This window comes from Roseiarcus sp., from assembly GCF_049514155.1.
GTDB lineage: Bacteria > Pseudomonadota > Alphaproteobacteria > Rhizobiales > Beijerinckiaceae > Roseiarcus.
This window is the reverse complement of the sequence record NZ_JBEKVH010000097.1, coordinates 1-15,453: the sequence shown is the minus strand read 5'-3', so window position 1 is coordinate 15,453 and position 15,453 is coordinate 1. Positions and strand designations below refer to the sequence as shown.

Genomic DNA, 15,453 nt, shown 5'->3' with positions numbered 1-15,453 from the left:
CTGTCGGCCCTCGGCACGAAGCTGTCGAGCGAGTTCGCCGAAGTCGGCGCCGCGCTCAAGTAAGCCGCACAAAAACCAACGCTTTTTACGCCGGCGAGGGCCGCCTCGCCGGCGTTTTCTTTTTGCCCTCTCTGTGGACGAAACTGTCGCGCGCGGGACACGAATCGGCGATTGTAATAAGGGAAGCCTTTTCGGACCTTCCCTCGAACTCGCGGGGTTCAGCGCGTGACCGCCTTCCAAGCCGTCGTTATGGCCGTCCTGCAGGGCGTCACCGAACTGTTCCCCATTTCCAGTCTCGGCCACGCGGTCATCTTGCCCCCCCTCCTGGGGTGGGGCGACATCATCAAGAGGCCGGACTTTCTGCCCTACCTCGTCGTCATGCATCTGGGCACGGCGACCGCGCTGTTCCTCTATTTCTGGCGCGATTGGTTCGCTTTCGGCGGATCGCTGCTCAGCCGATCGAGCCCGCGCTCGGCCGCCGACCGCCGCATTTTCCTCCTCGTCGTTCTCGCGACAATCCCAGCCGTCGTCGTCGGGTTCGCCCTCGAGAAGCGACTCGCCGAGGTCTTTGGCAAGGCCGAGATCGCGGCGTTCTTTCTCATCGCCAACGGCTTCGTCCTCTATTTCTCCGACCAGATCGCCGGCAAAGCGGCCGCCTCGCTCGACGAGCTCAACTGGAAGGGCGCGTTAGCGGTCGGCGTCGCGCAATGCTTCGCCCTGATCCCGGGCTTCTCGCGTTCCGGCTTGACCATCGCCGCCGGCGTCGTCGCCGGCCTCAGCCATGAGGCGTCGGCGCGGTTCTCGTTCCTGATGGCGACGCCGATCATCCTCGGCGCGACCGTCCTGGAAGCGCCGAAACTGATGCATCAGGGCGCGACGCTCGGCGGCGCGGCGATCCTTTCCGGCGTCGTCGCCGGCGTCGTCGCCTTCCTCAGCCTCGCTTTCCTCATGCGTTACTTTAATACGCATGAAATCTCGGCAATGCGGCCGTTCTCCTATTATTGCGCGGCGGCCGGGCTTATCAGCCTGGCGGTGATGGCCATCGCCTGAGGCCGCCCTTGGTGAACGCGGCGCGCCGCCCTACATGACGACGGCGACGGCGCCAAGCCGTGGCCTGACCGAACCGGAAGGCGCAGTCCCTTGACCGTCGTCGTCATGCCGTCCCGATTGTCGAGCGCCGAGCTCGATGAACTCGCTTTCGCCGCGCATTGCCTCGACGGCGGCGGCTTCGCCGCCCGCCTCGCCGAGCGGCTCGGCCGCAGCGTTGAAACGATCGGCCGCAATCTGCCCCAGTCGCTGCGCCGTTTGGGCGGCCGCCTCGCTGAACGCGCGCTCAGGGCCGCTCTCGCCGTCGCGCTGAAAACCATCGACCACGACTCGCCCGCCAAGGCCGCCCGCGGCGCCCACAAAGCCGCGGCGGCGGCTTCGGGAGCGATCGGCGGGGCATTCGGTCCCGTCGCGACCGCGGTCGAGCTGTCGGTCTCGACTGCGATCCTGATGCGCTCGATCGCCCAGATCGCGCGCGAAGAAGGCGAAGATACCGCGCAACCGGAAGGGGCGCTCGCCTGCCTCGAGGTCTTCGCGCTCGGCGGCGAACCCGGCGAGGCGGCGATCGAGGGCGGCTATCTCGCGGTGCGGGCGGCGCTCGCCCGCTCGGTCGCCGAAAGCGCGCGCTTTCTCGCCGGGCGCGGCCTCGCCGGCGAAGGCGCGCCGCTCATCGCCCGACTGATCGCCCAGATCGCCGCGCGGTTCGGCGTCGTCGCCGGGGAGAAATTCGCCGCCCAGGCTGTGCCGATCGTCGGCGCGATCGGAGGCGCGGCGGTCAATCTCGCCTTCGCCGAACATTTTCAGACCCTGGCGCGCGGTCACTTCATCGTCCGACGCCTCGAGCGCCGCCATGGACCCGAGGCGGTGCAGTTCGAGTATCGCCGGCTGCGCAGCGAGTCGGCCCGCGCGGCTTGAGTTCCGCTCGCGCAACGGTTGTACGCAGCGCGGCGGCGAGTCGGCGCGGCGCGGCGAACCGCCTCGATCGTAGAGGCGCGCGCTTCGCCTTCGTTCCATGCCGCCAAGCGTCGCGTTCGTCCCTCCGCCCGGCGCCCAGGGTCCGGCGGTCGCGCCTCGGCGGGTCGGATCTTTGGCGGCGCGGCGAGCGTCGGCGAGGCCGTTTGACAGGCCCGCTCACGTCCATGTGAGCGTATAGACCCTTGAGGCGCGGGGGTTTACGCTCTACCGGTCCGCAAGGGCGACCTAGTCCCGTCGCGATTTCCGCCCCGGGGCGGGATGTGGCTCGGCGGATTGGGGACGCGGAATCGAGCCGAGATGCGAGTTCGTCGCTTTGCCGCGCTGATCGCGACGGCCGTTGTCGTCGCCGGCCTCTACGCGGCCTACGACCCCGTCGCGGTCGGAGCGTTGTGGCCAGTCGCCGGGCCGCTCGCCATGCGCCTGCATCGGCTGCTGCCGATCGGATCGGGCGCAGGAGCGGTCGCCGCGCCGAACGCTGCAGCCCCGTCGAAGCCGCCCGTGGTCGTCGTCGTCGGCCACGCCGCGCGCAAGGACCTGCCGTGGAAGCTCGACGAGATCGGCACGGCGCAGGCGATCGCCTCGGTGGCGCTGCGGCCGCATTTCGACGCGACGGTCGACAAGGTGGTGGTCGCTGACGGAGCGGCGGTCAAAGCTGGCGAAACGCTGATCGAGCTCGACGCGCGGCAAGTGCGGGCCCAGATCGACGGGGCCAAGGCGCAGCTCGCCAAGGACCAGGCTGCGCTCGAACAGGCTCAGCGCGACGTGACGCGTTACGCCGATCTCGTCGCCCGCGCCGCGACGCCGCAGCTCAATCTCGACAACGCCAGGACCGCGGAGGCGAGCGGGCGCGCGGCGATCCTCGCCGACCAGGCGGCGATCGAGAACCTCGAGGTGCAGCTCGGCTGGTATACGGTGACCGCGCCAATCTCCGGCCGGGTCGGCGTCGTCGCAATCAAGCAAGGCAACGTCGCCAAGGCCTCCGACAACAGCGCCGCCGGCGTCTTCGCCACCATCAACCAGATTTCGCCGATCTACGTCGCCTTCTCGGTGCAGCAGTCGCTGTTGCCGGCCCTGCACGAGGCGATGGCCGAGGGCGCAACCGTCGAAGCGACGCCGCAGGGTTCGACGCGGCATGCGCCGGGCAAGCTCGCGCTGGTCGACAATTCGGTCGATCCGACGACCGGCACCATCGTCGCGCACGCGATCTTCGACAATGCCGACGAGATCCTGTGGCCCGGGCAATTGTGCGACCTGACGCTGACGATGGGCGCCGAACCGAACGCCGTCGTCGTGCCGCGCGAGGCGGTGCTGATCGGCCAGAGCGGCAATTACGTCTTCACCGTCGTCGACGGCGCCGCGCATCTGCAGCCGGTCGAGGTCGGCCGCACTCAGGAGGGCGAAACAATCGTCCTTAAGGGCCTCGCCGGCGACGAAACGGTGGTGGTGGACGGCGCGCTGTTGCTCACCGAAGGCGCCAAAGTCGCAGCGCGCAACGCCGCCGGCGGAGCGAGCTGACATGACGCTTCCCGAACTCTGCATCCGCCGGCCGGTGATGACCAGCCTGCTGATGCTCTCGTTCGTGGTCTTCGGCCTGTTCGGCTATCGTCAGCTTCCCGTCTCGGCGCTGCCGCGCGTCGACTTCCCGACGATCTCGGTCAGCGCCTCCCTACCCGGCGCCAGCCCCGACACGATGGCTTCGTCGGTCGCCGGCCCGCTCGAACGCGCGTTCGCGACGATCCCGGGCATCAACATGATGACCTCGTCGTCGGCGCTAGGTACGACCAACATCGTCATGCAGTTCGACCTCGATCGCAACATCGACGGGGCGGCGCTCGACGTACAGTCGAACATCTCGGCGACCTTGCGCAAACTGCCGCCGCAGCTCCCCGCGCCGCCGAGCTTCCAGAAGATCAATCCCGCCGACAGCCCGGTGCTGTTCATCGCCTTGGTGTCGAAGACTTTGCCGTTGTCGCAGGTCGACGACTACGCCGAACAGGTCTTCGCCAACCAGATCTCGCAGATTTCCGGCGTCGCCCAAGTGCTGGTGTTCGGCCGGCAGAAGTTCGCGGTGCGCATCGCGGTCGACCCCGACGCAGCGGCGGCGCGCGGGCTCACGCTCGAGCAGGTCAACGCCGCGGTCGCCGCCGCCAATTCGTCGACCCCGGTCGGGGCGCTGCTCGGCAGGCGCCAGAATGTCACCGTCGACGTCACCGGCCAGATGGTTCGCGCGGCGGACTACCAGAACCTGGTCGTCGCCTGGCATAACGGCGCCCCGGTGCGACTGAGCGAGATCGCCAACGTCTACGACTCGGTCGAGAACAAGCAGATCGCTGGCTGGTCGGGCCACGACCCGTCGATCGTGCTCGCCGTCTTTCGCCAGTCGGACGCCAACACCGTCGAGGTGGTCGACAACGTCAAGGCCAAGATTCCCTACTACCAGTCGCAACTGCCGCCGGCGGTCGAGGCGCAAGTGCTCAACGATCGATCGGTGTCGATCCGCCAATCGATCGACGACGTGCAGCTGACCCTCGGCCTGTCGATCTCTCTGGTCGTCGTCGTCATCTTCGTTTTCTTGAAGTCGGCCTCGGCGACGCTGATCCCAGCCCTGGCGCTGCCGGTGTCGCTGATCGGCGCCTGCGCGTTCATGTACGTGTTCGGCTATTCGATCGACAACATCTCGCTGCTGGCGATCACGCTGTCGGTCGGCTTCGTCGTCGACGACGCGATCGTCATGCTGGAGAACATCACCCGTCACATCGAGAGCGGGATGAGGCCGTTCGACGCGGCGCTCAAGGGATCCAAGGAGATCGCCTTCACCATCCTGTCGATCACCTTCTCGCTGGTGGCGGTGTTCATTCCGGTGCTGCTGATGAGCGGCGTCGTCGGTCGCGTGTTTCATGAATTCGCGGTGACGATCACTGTTGCGATCCTCGTCTCCGGCTTCGTTTCGCTGACGCTGACGCCGATGCTGTGCGCGCGAATCCTCTCCGCCCCCAAGCACGGCGCGGCGGCAGGACTGTTCGCGCGCCTCTCCGACTCCTTCGTCGACGGCCTGCTTGCCGCCTATCGCGTCTCGCTCGATTTCGTCCTGCGCCATCGATTCATCGCGCTGTTGCTGACTTTCGCCACCGGCTATATCGCGGTCTCGCTCTACGCTTCGATCCCCAAGGGCTTCTTCCCCGAGGAAGACACCAGCTTCCTGCGCGGCATCACCGAGGCCCAGGCCGACACCAGCTTCCGCGAGATGTCGGCGCGGCAGATCGCTGTGAGCCATTTGATCGAGAGCGACCCGGCGGTCGCGTCGATCACTTCGGCGGTCGGCTTCGGCGGCGCGACGAACCGGGGCTTCCTGTTCATGCGCTTGAAGGACAAGGACAAGCGCGACTCGATGGAAGTCGTGATGAACCGTCTGCGCACGGCGACGGCGACGATCCCCGGCATCCGCACCATCTTGATGCCGGTGCAGAACCTCGACTTCACCGGCGGGCGCATCGCCCGCGCCAAATACCAATACTCGCTGCAGTCCGGCGACATCGACGCGCTCTACGCCAAGGCGCCGGAGATGGAGCAGGCGATGACGCAATTACCCGGCCTGCGCGACGTCAACAGCGACCTGCAGATCAACAACCCGCAGTGGCGGGTCGACATCGACCGCGACAAGGCGGCGGCCTTCGGCATCACCGCCGATGCGGTGCGCACCGCACTCTACGACGCCTTCGGCACGCGCCAGATCTCGACCATCTTCACCGAGGCCGACGACTACGAGGTGATCCTCGAGGCGAGCGACAAATTCCAGGAAGATCCGGGCGCGCTCGGCCGCATTCGGGTCTCGACGCCGACCGGCCAGCTCGTGCCGCTCGACGAGGTTGCGACGATGCGGCGCACGGTTGGACCGCTGCAGATCAACCGCCAGTCGCAGCAGCCCTCGGTGACGATTTCGTTCAATCTCGCGCCCGACATGTCGCTCGGCCAGGCGATCGAGGCCATCCACACGGTCGAGCGCAAGGTCAACCTGCCGGTCAGCATCATCACCGGCTTCGCCGGCAACGCCCAGTTGTTCGAGCAGGCGCTCGCCGGCCAAGGCGCGCTGTTGATGGCGGCGGTGCTGACGATCTACATCCTGCTCGGCGTGCTCTACGAGAGCTACATCCATCCGATCACGATCCTCTCGGGCTTGCCGTCGGCCGGCATCGGCGCGCTGCTGGCGCTGAGCTGGTTCCACCTGGACCTGTCGGTGATCGCGATCATCGGCATTCTGCTGCTGATCGGCATCGTCAAGAAGAACGCGATCATGATGGTCGACTTCGCGCTCGAGCGGCGGCGCGAGGGCGGCATGGAAGCGTTGGCGGCGATCCGCGAGGCGGCGCTGATCCGCTTCCGGCCGATCATCATGACGACTCTCGCCGCCCTGCTCGGCGCGCTGCCGATCGCGCTGGGCACCGGCGCCGGCTCGGAGTTGCGCCAGCCGCTCGGCGTCGCGATCGTCGGCGGCCTGTGCGTCTCGCAACTGTTGACGCTCTACATCACGCCGGTCGTCTACTATTACCTCGACAAGATCGACTCCGCGCTCGCCGGTCGACGCCAGACCGTGCGCAAACCCGCCGCGGCGACATCCGAGAAGCTGGCTGCAGCGGCCGAGTGAGGCGGCGCGCCGGCGTTGCCGGTCGGATTGCGAAGGCGCAACCATTCTGAGGCGCGGCGGCGCGATCGACGAACCCGCAGGGACGTGAGGAAACGCATGTATCCGCCGGAAATCGAGATCTTCGACGATCGCTTCGCCAAGCTCGCCCTCGATAATGTCCGCCTCGAAAGGCTCCATGCCGGCTGCCGCTGGGCGGAGGGACCCGCCTACCTGCCGGCGGGCAAGCATCTCGTCTGGTCGGACATCCCCAACAACCGGGTGCTGCGCTACGACGAGACCAGCGGCGCAGTCTCGGTCTTCCTTTCGCCGGCCGACAACCACAACGGCCACAGCGTCGATCGCGAGGGGCGGCTCGTCTGCTGCGAACATCGCACGCGCTGCGTCTCGCGCATCGAACATGACGGAACGCGCCGCGTGCTCGCCGACCGCTTCGAGGGCAAACGCCTCAACTCGCCCAACGACGTGGTGGTGAAGTCGGACGGCTCGATCTGGTTCAGCGATCCGACCTACGGCATCGACTCCGAATACGAAGGCGACGCCGCGCCGCAGGAGATCGGCGCCAGCCACGTCTATCGCATTGATCCCGAGGGCGGCGCGGTCACGGCGGCGGCGACCGATTTCGTCAAGCCCAATGGCCTCGCCTTTTCGCCCGACGAGAAGCTGCTCTACATCGCCGACACCGGCGCTTCCCACCTCAGGAACGGCCCACGCCATATCCGCGTCGCCGAAGTCGGCGCCGACGGCCGCTCGCTCGGCCCGGCCAGATTGTTCGCCGAATCCACCGCCGGCCTGTTCGACGGCTTCCGCGTCGACGCAAAGGGCCACGTCTGGACCTCGGCCGCGGATGGCGTGCATGTCTACGCGCCCGACGCGACCCTCATCGGCAAGATCAAGGTTCCGGAAGTGACGGCCAACGTCTGCTTTGGCGGCCCCAAACGCAATCGCCTCTACATCTGCGCGACGAGTTCGCTATACGCAATCTACGTCAACGCGCGCGGCGCGAGCTGGCCGAGCTGAGGCGCGGCGGCCGTTTTCTTACTCTGCTTCATAGGGATAGACGCGATTCCTGGCGTGGAGAGCGAGCTTTTGCGCGGCTGCCCGCTAACCAAGCGGCGCGCATCCAATTGCTTCAACCCGCCCGACCCCTTTAACGCTTTGTTAGCCAATCGGGCGCGCCGCGCCCGGCGGCAAGCCGTGGAGCGTCGCGCGTGGCCGTCAGAGGCGTCGCCTTCATTGTCGCGTTCGCGCTCGTCTCGGCGCCGCACGGCGCTGCGGCGGGCGAGCGCGGGATCGCGGGCGGATTCGAACTGGCGCCGTTGGTCGCGCCGCGCGCTCCGGCGTCGCGAGCGGTCCCTACGCCTGGCCCCGCGCCGCAGCCGGTCTGCGTGAGGCTGTGCGACGGTTACTTCTTTCCCGTTCCTGCTTCCGCCGGACTGACCGCGGAGACGGACGCAGAGGCCGTCTGTCGCGCTCTGTGTCCCTCGGCGGGCGTCGCGCTCTATTTCCTGCCCGCCCATTCCGACCGGATCGAGGATGCCGCCAATGCCCGCGGCGAACCCTACTCCGCCTTGCCCGCCGCCTTTCGCTATCGCTCCGCCGCCGCGCCAGCCTGCGGCTGCCGCCGCGCCGGCGAGCCGGGACTCGCCTATTGGCGCGACCCGACGTTGAAGAGCGGCGACGCGGTGATGACCGCCGACGGGGTCGTCGTCTTCCGCGGCGGCGGCGGCGGCGCGCCCTACGGCGCCGAGGCGTTCACGCCGGTCGATGCGGCGCCGCTCGGCGCGACGCGGCGGGCCGAACTCGGCGCGCTGACGCCGGCGATTCCGCCCGACGCAACCGAAGCCGACGCCCCGACGATCGGCGAAGCGCGACGCGCGGCGAGCGCGGCGGCGGGCGAGATCCGGTTTCTCGAGGCCCCGGCCGGCGGGGGCGGCTGACCGGGAGGCTTCGTGCCGCGCCGCCAAAGTGTTAACAAGGGCGCGGCGACTCGGCCGGCCGGTCGTGCGGCCGGCGGGAGGACGCGCGTTGGCGGCGCGGGAGGCTCGGAGCGACAAACGCGGATGCGTCGCAGCGTGAAATGGACGATCGCCGCCGCGGCCGTTGCGGCAATGTTGGCCGGCGTCTACCGCTGGCCGATGGCCTCGGTCCGTGTCGCCGCCGAACTCAATCGCGCCACGCCGCCGATCGGCCTGCATTGGCGTGGACCAGCTCGCGTCACATTCGTGCTGTTGCCGTGGCCGACCCTGCGCGTCGTCGGCGTCGATCTTGTCGCCGCCGACGGCCGCAATGTGCTGACCGCGTCCGAGGCGCGGTTCCCGCTGTCGATCTTCGCCCTGATGCGCGGCCGCTTCCTGCCGGTTGGCGCGACCCTCGACAATCCGACCGCCCTCGTCGACCTCGACGCCGCTCCGGCGCTGGCCGAAGAGCGCGCGGTCGCCGAAGACTCGCGTGACGGCGGCTCCGGCGCATGGGCGCACGTGCGCCTGCGCGGCGGCGTCTTGCACGTCGTCAGCGCCTCGCGCCGTCTCGACACGCTGATTGAAAGCCTGGACGGCGGCCTCGATTGGCCGCGCGCCGACGCGCCGTTGCGCGTTGCGCTCGTCGGCGCTTGGCGAGACGAGCGCGTCACGATCCGCGGGCGCGTCGATAATCCGAGCGATGCGCTGAGCCGCCGCGCCACTGGCGTCGCGCTGAGCGTCGCCTCGCGGCCGCTCCAGTTCGAAGCCGACGGGTCATGGGGCGGCGGCGGCGAGTCGAGCTTCGCCGGAACGCTGAGCGCCGAGATCCGCTCGCTCAGCGCGCTGAAGCGGCTCTTGGGCGGCGACGGCGCGCCATTCCTGCTCGGCGATTCCTTTTCTCTGTCCGGCAAGGCCCAGGCCGCCGGCGAAGCCGTGACATTGAGCGAGGCGGCGGTGACCGCTTCCGGACAAAAGTTCGACGGCGCCTTGACCTTCGCCCGCCAGGGCGGCCGCTACGCCGTCTCAGGCACGCTCGCCGCCGATCAGTTCGACCTCGCGGCGCTGACCGGGCCGCCGCCCGCCTTTCTGACGCCCTCGGGCGATTGGAGCCAGATTCCCTTCGCCTATGCGCCGCCGACTGATCTCGACCTCGACTTGCGACTTTCGGCCGCGCGGTTGCAATGGCGCGACTACGCGGTCACAGACGCCGCCGGATCGCTGATGTGCAAGGCGGGCGCCTGCACGGCGACCCTGCACGAAGCCAACGCCTACCAAGGGACGCTGAAAGGACAATTGTCGGCGGCGCGCGGCGCGCGCGGCCTGACGACGCAGGCGACGGTTTCGCTTGCCGACGGCGACCTCGGCGCGGCCTTGGCCGATCTCGGCTGGAGCGGCTTCCACGGGCGCGGCGACATCGAGGCGGACTTGCGCGCCACCGGCTTCGCCGCCTCGGACTCCATCCTTTCGCTCTCCGGGCAGGCGACCGCGACGCTGACGGCGGGCGCGATCGACGGCGTGAGCGTCGAGGAGGCGTTGCGCCGCAGCCAGCGCCGCCTGGTCGACGTCGCCCGCGATCTCGGCAACGGGGCGACGCATTTCTCCCGCGGACACATGCGCCTGACGGTCGCCAACGGCGCGGCGACGATCGACGACGGACGCATCGAAGGGCCGGGAACGACGATCGATTTCGGCGGTATGATCGACATCGCCAACCGCGCCTGGCAGGCGCAGGCGCGCGCCATCCAGACCGATGCTCAAGGCGCGCCCTCGTCTGACGCGGCGCGGCTGACGATCATCCTCTCCGGCCCTTGGTCGGCGCCCAACGTCTCGGTCGCGCCCGGCGGCTGAACGAGGGCCGACCAAAGTCGAACCGCCGGCGGCGATCGGCGAAGTTGCCGGGACCGGCGATTGGCCCTATCGATTCCGCGCCCCTCCCAACGTGCGGCGAAGCGATGACGAGAGTTCCGCGCAAGTTCTACGAAGCTTTGGCGATCGGCGCGCCGCGACCGCTGCGCGAGCCGCCCGCGCGCGTCGAGCGCATGATCCATTTCGTGCCGCCGCACATCGACAAGTTGCGCGCCAAGATCGGCGCATTGGCCGCGCAGGTCGACGTCGTGCTCGGCAACCTCGAGGACGCGATCCCGATCGAAGCGAAAGTGGCGGCGCGCGAGGGCTTCGTCGCCATGGCGCGCGCGACCGACTTCGGCTCGACCGGCCTGTGGGCGCGCGTCAATGCGCTCAACTCGCCGTGGTTCCTCGACGACATGACGCGGCTCGTCGGCGAAGTCGGCGACAAGCTCGACGTCGTCATGCTGCCGAAGGTCGAGGGCCCCTGGGACATCGCCTTCATCGACCAATATCTGGCGCTGCTCGAGGCTCGCCACGGGCTGAAGGAGCCGATCCTCGTCCACGCGATCCTCGAGACGGCGGAAGGCGTCAACAACGTCGAGGCGATCGCCGCCGCTTCGCCGCGGATGCACGGCATGAGCCTCGGGCCGGCCGATCTCGCCGCCTCGAGGGCGATGAAGACGACGCGGGTCGGCGGCGGCCATCCTGACTATCGCGTGCTCGCCGACGCAAACCAAGCCGGGGGCCCGCGCGCAAGCGCCCAGCAGGACCTCTGGCACTACACGATCGCCCGCATGGTCGACGCTTGCGCCGCCAACGGGATCAAGCCGTTCTATGGGCCGTTCGGCGATTTTGCCGACGCCGCCGCCTGCGAGGCGCAATTCCGCAACGCATTCCTGATGGGCTGCGTCGGCGCCTGGACGCTCCACCCGAGCCAGATCGCCATCGCCAAGAAGGTCTTCTCGCCCGATCCGGCCGAGGTCGCTTTCGCCAAGCGCATCCTCGAAGCGATGCCCGACGGCGCCGGCGCGGTGATGATCGACGGCAAGATGCAGGACGATGCGACCTGGAAACAGGCGAAAGTCATCATCGACCTCGCCCGCCAGGTGGCGGCCAAGGACCCCGCCCTCGCCGAGCGCTATGCCTTGTGAAACGCCGCGGCGTTGACAGCCCCCAGCCGCGGGCGTAGCCGTGGACGCATAAAATTCAACGAGTTCCAGCGTCGATGGAAGCCCGCGTCGCAAAGTTTGGCATAGGTCAGGTTGTCCGCCACCGCGTTTACCCGTTTCGAGGCGTGGTTTACAACGTCGACCCGACCTTCGCCAATACCGAGGAATGGTGGCGTTCGATCCCCGAAGAGGTGCGGCCCGCCAAGGACCAACCGTTCTACCACCTCTACGCCGAGAACACCGACAGCCAATACGTCGCCTACGTCTCCGAGCAAAACCTGTTGCCCGACGAGTCGGGCGAGCCGATCAGCCACCCGCAAGTCGACGAGATGTTCGTGCGCACCGAAAAGGGCGAATACCGCTTGCGCAACAAGCCGATGGCTTGCTGAGTCAAAGCTAAGCTTGATCGGCGTTGCTTCGTCGCCGGCCCACCTGGGCCGGCGTTTTTGCGTGGCCGCGGCGGCGGGCGGCAGAGCCCGCGCCGCGGCGCCCGACCTGTTTTACTGCGCAGGCGTCGCGGGCGCGGTCGGGGCGGGCGCCACGGCCGGCGGCGCGCCGCTCGACTGCTGCTGCTCGAGCTTCTTGCGCTGCTCTTCCGCACGGAGCTGAAGCTGCTTCTGCAGCTCCTGGTTCTGCTGCTCGAGCACCTTGGGATCGACCGCCGGGCCGTCAAACGCCGCGCCGAAGTCCTTCATCGGCAGGTTGAACGTCACTTCGATGTTCGCCTGGTTGCGGACGATGACGCTGGCGATCTGCGCCTTCTTGAGGTCGCCGATCGTCTTCGCGTTGAGGTCGGCTTCGGCGAAGCAGCCGTTCGGGAAGCAGATCGCGAACTTGCCGTCGATCGGCTCGCCCTTGTCGATCACCAGCCGGAAGCCGGGACGCAGCAACAGGCCGACCGGCAGCAGGAAGCGGGCGATGCGGCGATCCTCGTTGGTCATCTGATAGACGGCGATCGCCAAGGTCGGCGGCTGGTCGGCGGCCTGACCGAAATCGCGGGTGGTGTAGCAGACCTCCTTGCCCGAAGTCTGGTCCTTGCCGCAGATCTTGGTCCAAGGGGCCTGCATCGGCGTCAGGTCGAGCTTCACCGGGCCGGACGGCGCGCCGGCTGGGGCGGCCGGGGCCCCCGGGGCGGCGGGCGCGGCCGGGGCCGCCGTCGCGCTCGGCGTCGGAGCCGGCTTCGTTTGCGCCAGGGCGCCGCTCGCCGCCAGGACCGCCGCGGCGGCCAGCATCAAGGCGCCGCGGCGTTCGAACGGGAAGGTCATGAATCGTCCTTTCGATCGGTGATCAGCAGCACTCGGCCGCGTTCGGCGCGGCGCTGCGTCCCATGTCGCGTCATTGCGGCCATATAGGGGCGCGCGCCCGCGTTCGCGCCTTCGGCGCCCTCTTTCCACATTCGCAACGACAATCCAACCGAAATTTCGCCTACCGCAGCAGAAGACGACGACCTGTGGCAGGCGCGCCGCGCCGTGACGGGCCGCCGGCGCCCCCCTAAGATGGAGCGATGCGATTCCTCGGGATTCTTGTCGCCCTGACCGCGCTCGCCGGCGCGGCGCACGGCCAGGCGCCGGCGGCCGGCGCCATCGCCATGCACGGCGCGCCGGCGCTGGCGGCGGATTTCGACCACCTGCCCTACGCCAATCCCGAGGCCCCCAAGGGCGGCCGGCTCGCGCTCGCCTATCTCGGCGCCTTCGACAGCCTCAACCCCTATAACGTCAAGGCCCTATCGACGGCGCAGGGCCTGGTCGGCAACGTCTACCAATCGCTGATGGCGCGTTCGGCCGACGAGCCCTTCACCCTTTACGGCCTCATCGCCCAGTCGATCGAGACCGACGACGCGCGCGATCGGGTCGTCTTCCATCTCGACCCGCGCGCGCATTTTTCCGACGGAACGAAGATCGTCGCCGCCGACGTCCTCTTCACCTTCAACCTGCTGAAGGCCAAGGGCTTGCCGTCGCAACGAGAGGCCTACGCCCTGGTCCGAAGCGCCGACGCGCCCGACGACCTGACCGTTCGTTTCGACCTCGCCGGGGCCGACGACCGCGAGCTGCCGCTGATCCTCGCGCTAATGCCGGTGCTGCCGCGCGCCCATACCGACGCTGCGCATTTCGAGGACCAAACGCTGCAGATCCCCGTCGGCGCCGGCCCCTACAAAGTCGCCGAAGTCGCGCCCGGCCAGAGGTTGACGCTGAAGCGCGACCCCAATTACTGGGCCCGCGACCTGCCGATCAACCGCGGCCTCTACAATTTCGACGAGATCCGCATCGACTATTATCGTGACGCTTCGGCGATGTTCGAAGCCTTCAAGGCCGGGCTGATCGACTTCCGCATCGAGGACGACCCGACCCGCTGGCGCGACGGCTATCGCTTTCCCGCGGCGCGCGACGGACGCGTGCTGCGCGAGACCGTGCCCTACGGCCTGCCGAAAGGAATCTCCGGCTTCGCCTTCAACGCGCGCCGGCCGATCTTCGCCGATCCCCGCGCGCGCGAAGGCCTCGCGACGATGTTCGACTTCGAGTGGATCAACGCCAACCTCTACGCCGGCGTCTACAAGCGCTCGAAGAGTTTCTTCGACGACAGCGATCTGTCCGCGGCCGGCCGGCCGGCCTCGGCCAAGGAGCGCGCGCTGCTCGCGCCGTTTCCCGGCGCAGTGCGCGACGACATCCTCGAGGGAGGCTGGGCGCCGCCGGTCTCCGACGGCACCGGGCGCGACCGCGCGCTCGCGCGCAAGGCGCTCGATCTGCTCGCCAAGGCCGGCTACGCGCTCAGCGGCGAGACATTGGTCGACGCGCGCAGCCGCCCGCTCAGCTTCGAAATCCTGGTCAAGACCCTTCAGGAGGAACGGCTCGCCCTCGCCTATTCGGCGAGCCTGGCGCGCATCGGCGTGACGGCGACGGTGCGCCTGGTCGACGAAGTGCAGTTCCAGCGCCGCCGCGCGCGCTTCGACTTCGACATGGCGATCGGCTCGTGGATCGCCTCGCCTTCGCCCGGCAACGAGCAGCGCAACCGCTGGAGCTCGGCCGCCGCGACGATGGAGGGCTCCTACAACATCTGCGGCGCCGCTTCGCCGGCGATCGACGCGATGATCGCCGCCGTCGTCGCCGCGCGTGATCGCGACGATTTCGTCGCCGCGGTCCGCGCGCTCGACCGGTTGCTGCTGTCGGGATTCTATATCGTGCCGTTGTTCTACGCGCCCGATCAGTGGGTCGCATATTCCTCGGCGCTTGGCCATCCCAACAAGACGCCCTTGTTCGGCGTCGCGACTGAGACGTGGTGGCGCGCGAAGCCCTGATCGAGGCGCAGTTGCGCGGCCGACCGCCGCGCCTACATAATTGCAACAGCGCTCAGGCGCGCTTTTGGAGTCATGTCATGAACGCTGCCGCCGAGCCCCTGACGATCGACGTCGTCAGCGACGTGGTCTGCCCGTGGTGCTTTCTCGGCAAACGACGGCTCGACGCGGCGATCCGGGCAAGCGACGGCGCCCCGATCGCCGTGCGGTGGCGTCCGTACCAGCTCGACCCGTCGATACCGGCCAGCGGCATGGATCGCCGCGCCTATATGAAGGCGAAGTTCAACGACGACGCGCAGCTCGCCGCGATCCACGACCGCCTGACCGACATGGGCGAACAGGTCGGCATCGCCTACGCATTCGACCGCATCGAGCGCGCGCCCAACACGCTCGACGCTCACCGACTGATCCGCTGGGCGAGCGTCGGCGACAAGCAGGACACGGTGGTCGAGCGCCTGTTCCGCCTCTATTTCGAGGAAGGCCGCGACATCGGCGACCGCAAGCTGCTGATCGCGGTCGCGCGCG

Annotated in this window: 12 protein-coding genes; 11 read left to right on the top strand and 1 reads right to left on the bottom strand. The window is 68.5% G+C overall.

The genetic code is table 11. From position 1 onward, the window contains the following. The first annotated feature begins 225 nt into the window (after positions 1 to 225). The 9 genes from ABSF49_RS14130 to hspQ all read left to right on the top strand — a co-directional run bounded on the left by ABSF49_RS14130 (position 226) and on the right by hspQ (position 12,028). Positions 226 to 1,050 (top strand): undecaprenyl-diphosphate phosphatase, encoded by an 825-nt coding sequence (locus tag ABSF49_RS14130; protein WP_424113294.1) that lies wholly within the window; start codon positions 226 to 228, stop codon positions 1,048 to 1,050. A 90-nt stretch (positions 1,051 to 1,140) separates the two neighbouring features. Further along, positions 1,141 to 1,962, top strand: coding sequence for an EcsC family protein (locus ABSF49_RS14125; RefSeq protein ID WP_424113293.1), 822 nt, complete (start codon positions 1,141 to 1,143; stop codon positions 1,960 to 1,962). A 357-nt stretch (positions 1,963 to 2,319) separates the two neighbouring features. After that, the gene (locus tag ABSF49_RS14120; RefSeq protein ID WP_424113292.1) at positions 2,320 to 3,537 is read left to right on the top strand and encodes an efflux RND transporter periplasmic adaptor subunit; all 1,218 of its coding nucleotides are present in this window, start codon (positions 2,320 to 2,322) and stop codon (positions 3,535 to 3,537) included. A 1-nt stretch (position 3,538) separates the two neighbouring features. Continuing rightward, positions 3,539 to 6,664, top strand: a complete 3,126-nt coding sequence (locus tag ABSF49_RS14115; protein ID WP_424113291.1) for an efflux RND transporter permease subunit — start codon at positions 3,539 to 3,541, stop codon at positions 6,662 to 6,664. 96 nt (positions 6,665 to 6,760) lie between these two features. After that, a complete protein-coding gene (locus tag ABSF49_RS14110; protein ID WP_424113290.1) occupies positions 6,761 to 7,681 on the top strand; it encodes an SMP-30/gluconolactonase/LRE family protein in 921 nt (306 codons plus the stop codon). A 191-nt stretch (positions 7,682 to 7,872) separates the two neighbouring features. After that, positions 7,873 to 8,601: a DUF2865 domain-containing protein gene (locus ABSF49_RS14105; protein WP_424113289.1), complete on the top strand. Its 729-nt coding sequence runs from the start codon at positions 7,873 to 7,875 to the stop codon at positions 8,599 to 8,601. A gap of 123 nt (positions 8,602 to 8,724) precedes the next feature. Further along, positions 8,725 to 10,470 carry an AsmA family protein gene (locus ABSF49_RS14100; protein WP_424113288.1) on the top strand — a complete coding sequence of 582 codons (1,746 nt, stop codon included), beginning with the start codon at positions 8,725 to 8,727 and terminating at the stop codon, positions 10,468 to 10,470. Between the two features lie 104 nt (positions 10,471 to 10,574). Beyond that, positions 10,575 to 11,621: an HpcH/HpaI aldolase/citrate lyase family protein gene (locus ABSF49_RS14095; RefSeq protein WP_424113287.1), complete on the top strand. Its 1,047-nt coding sequence runs from the start codon at positions 10,575 to 10,577 to the stop codon at positions 11,619 to 11,621. 74 nt (positions 11,622 to 11,695) lie between these two features. Then, complete coding sequence (gene hspQ, locus ABSF49_RS14090; RefSeq protein ID WP_424113286.1) at positions 11,696 to 12,028, top strand: heat shock protein HspQ; 333 nt, start codon at positions 11,696 to 11,698, stop codon at positions 12,026 to 12,028. A gap of 111 nt (positions 12,029 to 12,139) precedes the next feature. Here the strand turns inward: hspQ and ABSF49_RS14085 are convergent, their stop codons facing one another. Further along, the gene (locus tag ABSF49_RS14085) at positions 12,140 to 12,904 is read right to left on the bottom strand and encodes an invasion associated locus B family protein (RefSeq protein ID WP_424113285.1); all 765 of its coding nucleotides are present in this window, start codon (positions 12,902 to 12,904) and stop codon (positions 12,140 to 12,142) included. Positions 12,905 to 13,143: 239 nt separating this feature from the next. Here ABSF49_RS14085 and ABSF49_RS14080 point away from each other — a divergent pair, with 239 nt between their 5' ends. Then, positions 13,144 to 14,931 (top strand): extracellular solute-binding protein, encoded by a 1,788-nt coding sequence (locus ABSF49_RS14080; RefSeq protein WP_424113284.1) that lies wholly within the window; start codon positions 13,144 to 13,146, stop codon positions 14,929 to 14,931. 77 nt (positions 14,932 to 15,008) lie between these two features. Further along, on the top strand, positions 15,009 to 15,453 hold a 445-nt coding region (locus ABSF49_RS14075; RefSeq protein WP_424113283.1), incomplete at its 3' end, for a DsbA family oxidoreductase.

Coding starts and splice junctions, on each gene's coding strand:
- ABSF49_RS14120 (WP_424113292.1), top strand. CDS start 2,320: ATGCGAGTTCGTCGCTTTGCCGCGCTGATCGCGACGGCCGTTGTCGTC.
- ABSF49_RS14115 (WP_424113291.1), top strand. CDS start 3,539: ATGACGCTTCCCGAACTCTGCATCCGCCGGCCGGTGATGACCAGCCTG.
- ABSF49_RS14110 (WP_424113290.1), top strand. CDS start 6,761: ATGTATCCGCCGGAAATCGAGATCTTCGACGATCGCTTCGCCAAGCTC.
- ABSF49_RS14100 (WP_424113288.1), top strand. CDS start 8,725: ATGCGTCGCAGCGTGAAATGGACGATCGCCGCCGCGGCCGTTGCGGCA.
- ABSF49_RS14095 (WP_424113287.1), top strand. CDS start 10,575: ATGACGAGAGTTCCGCGCAAGTTCTACGAAGCTTTGGCGATCGGCGCG.
- hspQ (WP_424113286.1), top strand. CDS start 11,696: ATGGAAGCCCGCGTCGCAAAGTTTGGCATAGGTCAGGTTGTCCGCCAC.
- ABSF49_RS14085 (WP_424113285.1), bottom strand. CDS start 12,904: ATGACCTTCCCGTTCGAACGCCGCGGCGCCTTGATGCTGGCCGCCGCG.
- ABSF49_RS14080 (WP_424113284.1), top strand. CDS start 13,144: ATGCGATTCCTCGGGATTCTTGTCGCCCTGACCGCGCTCGCCGGCGCG.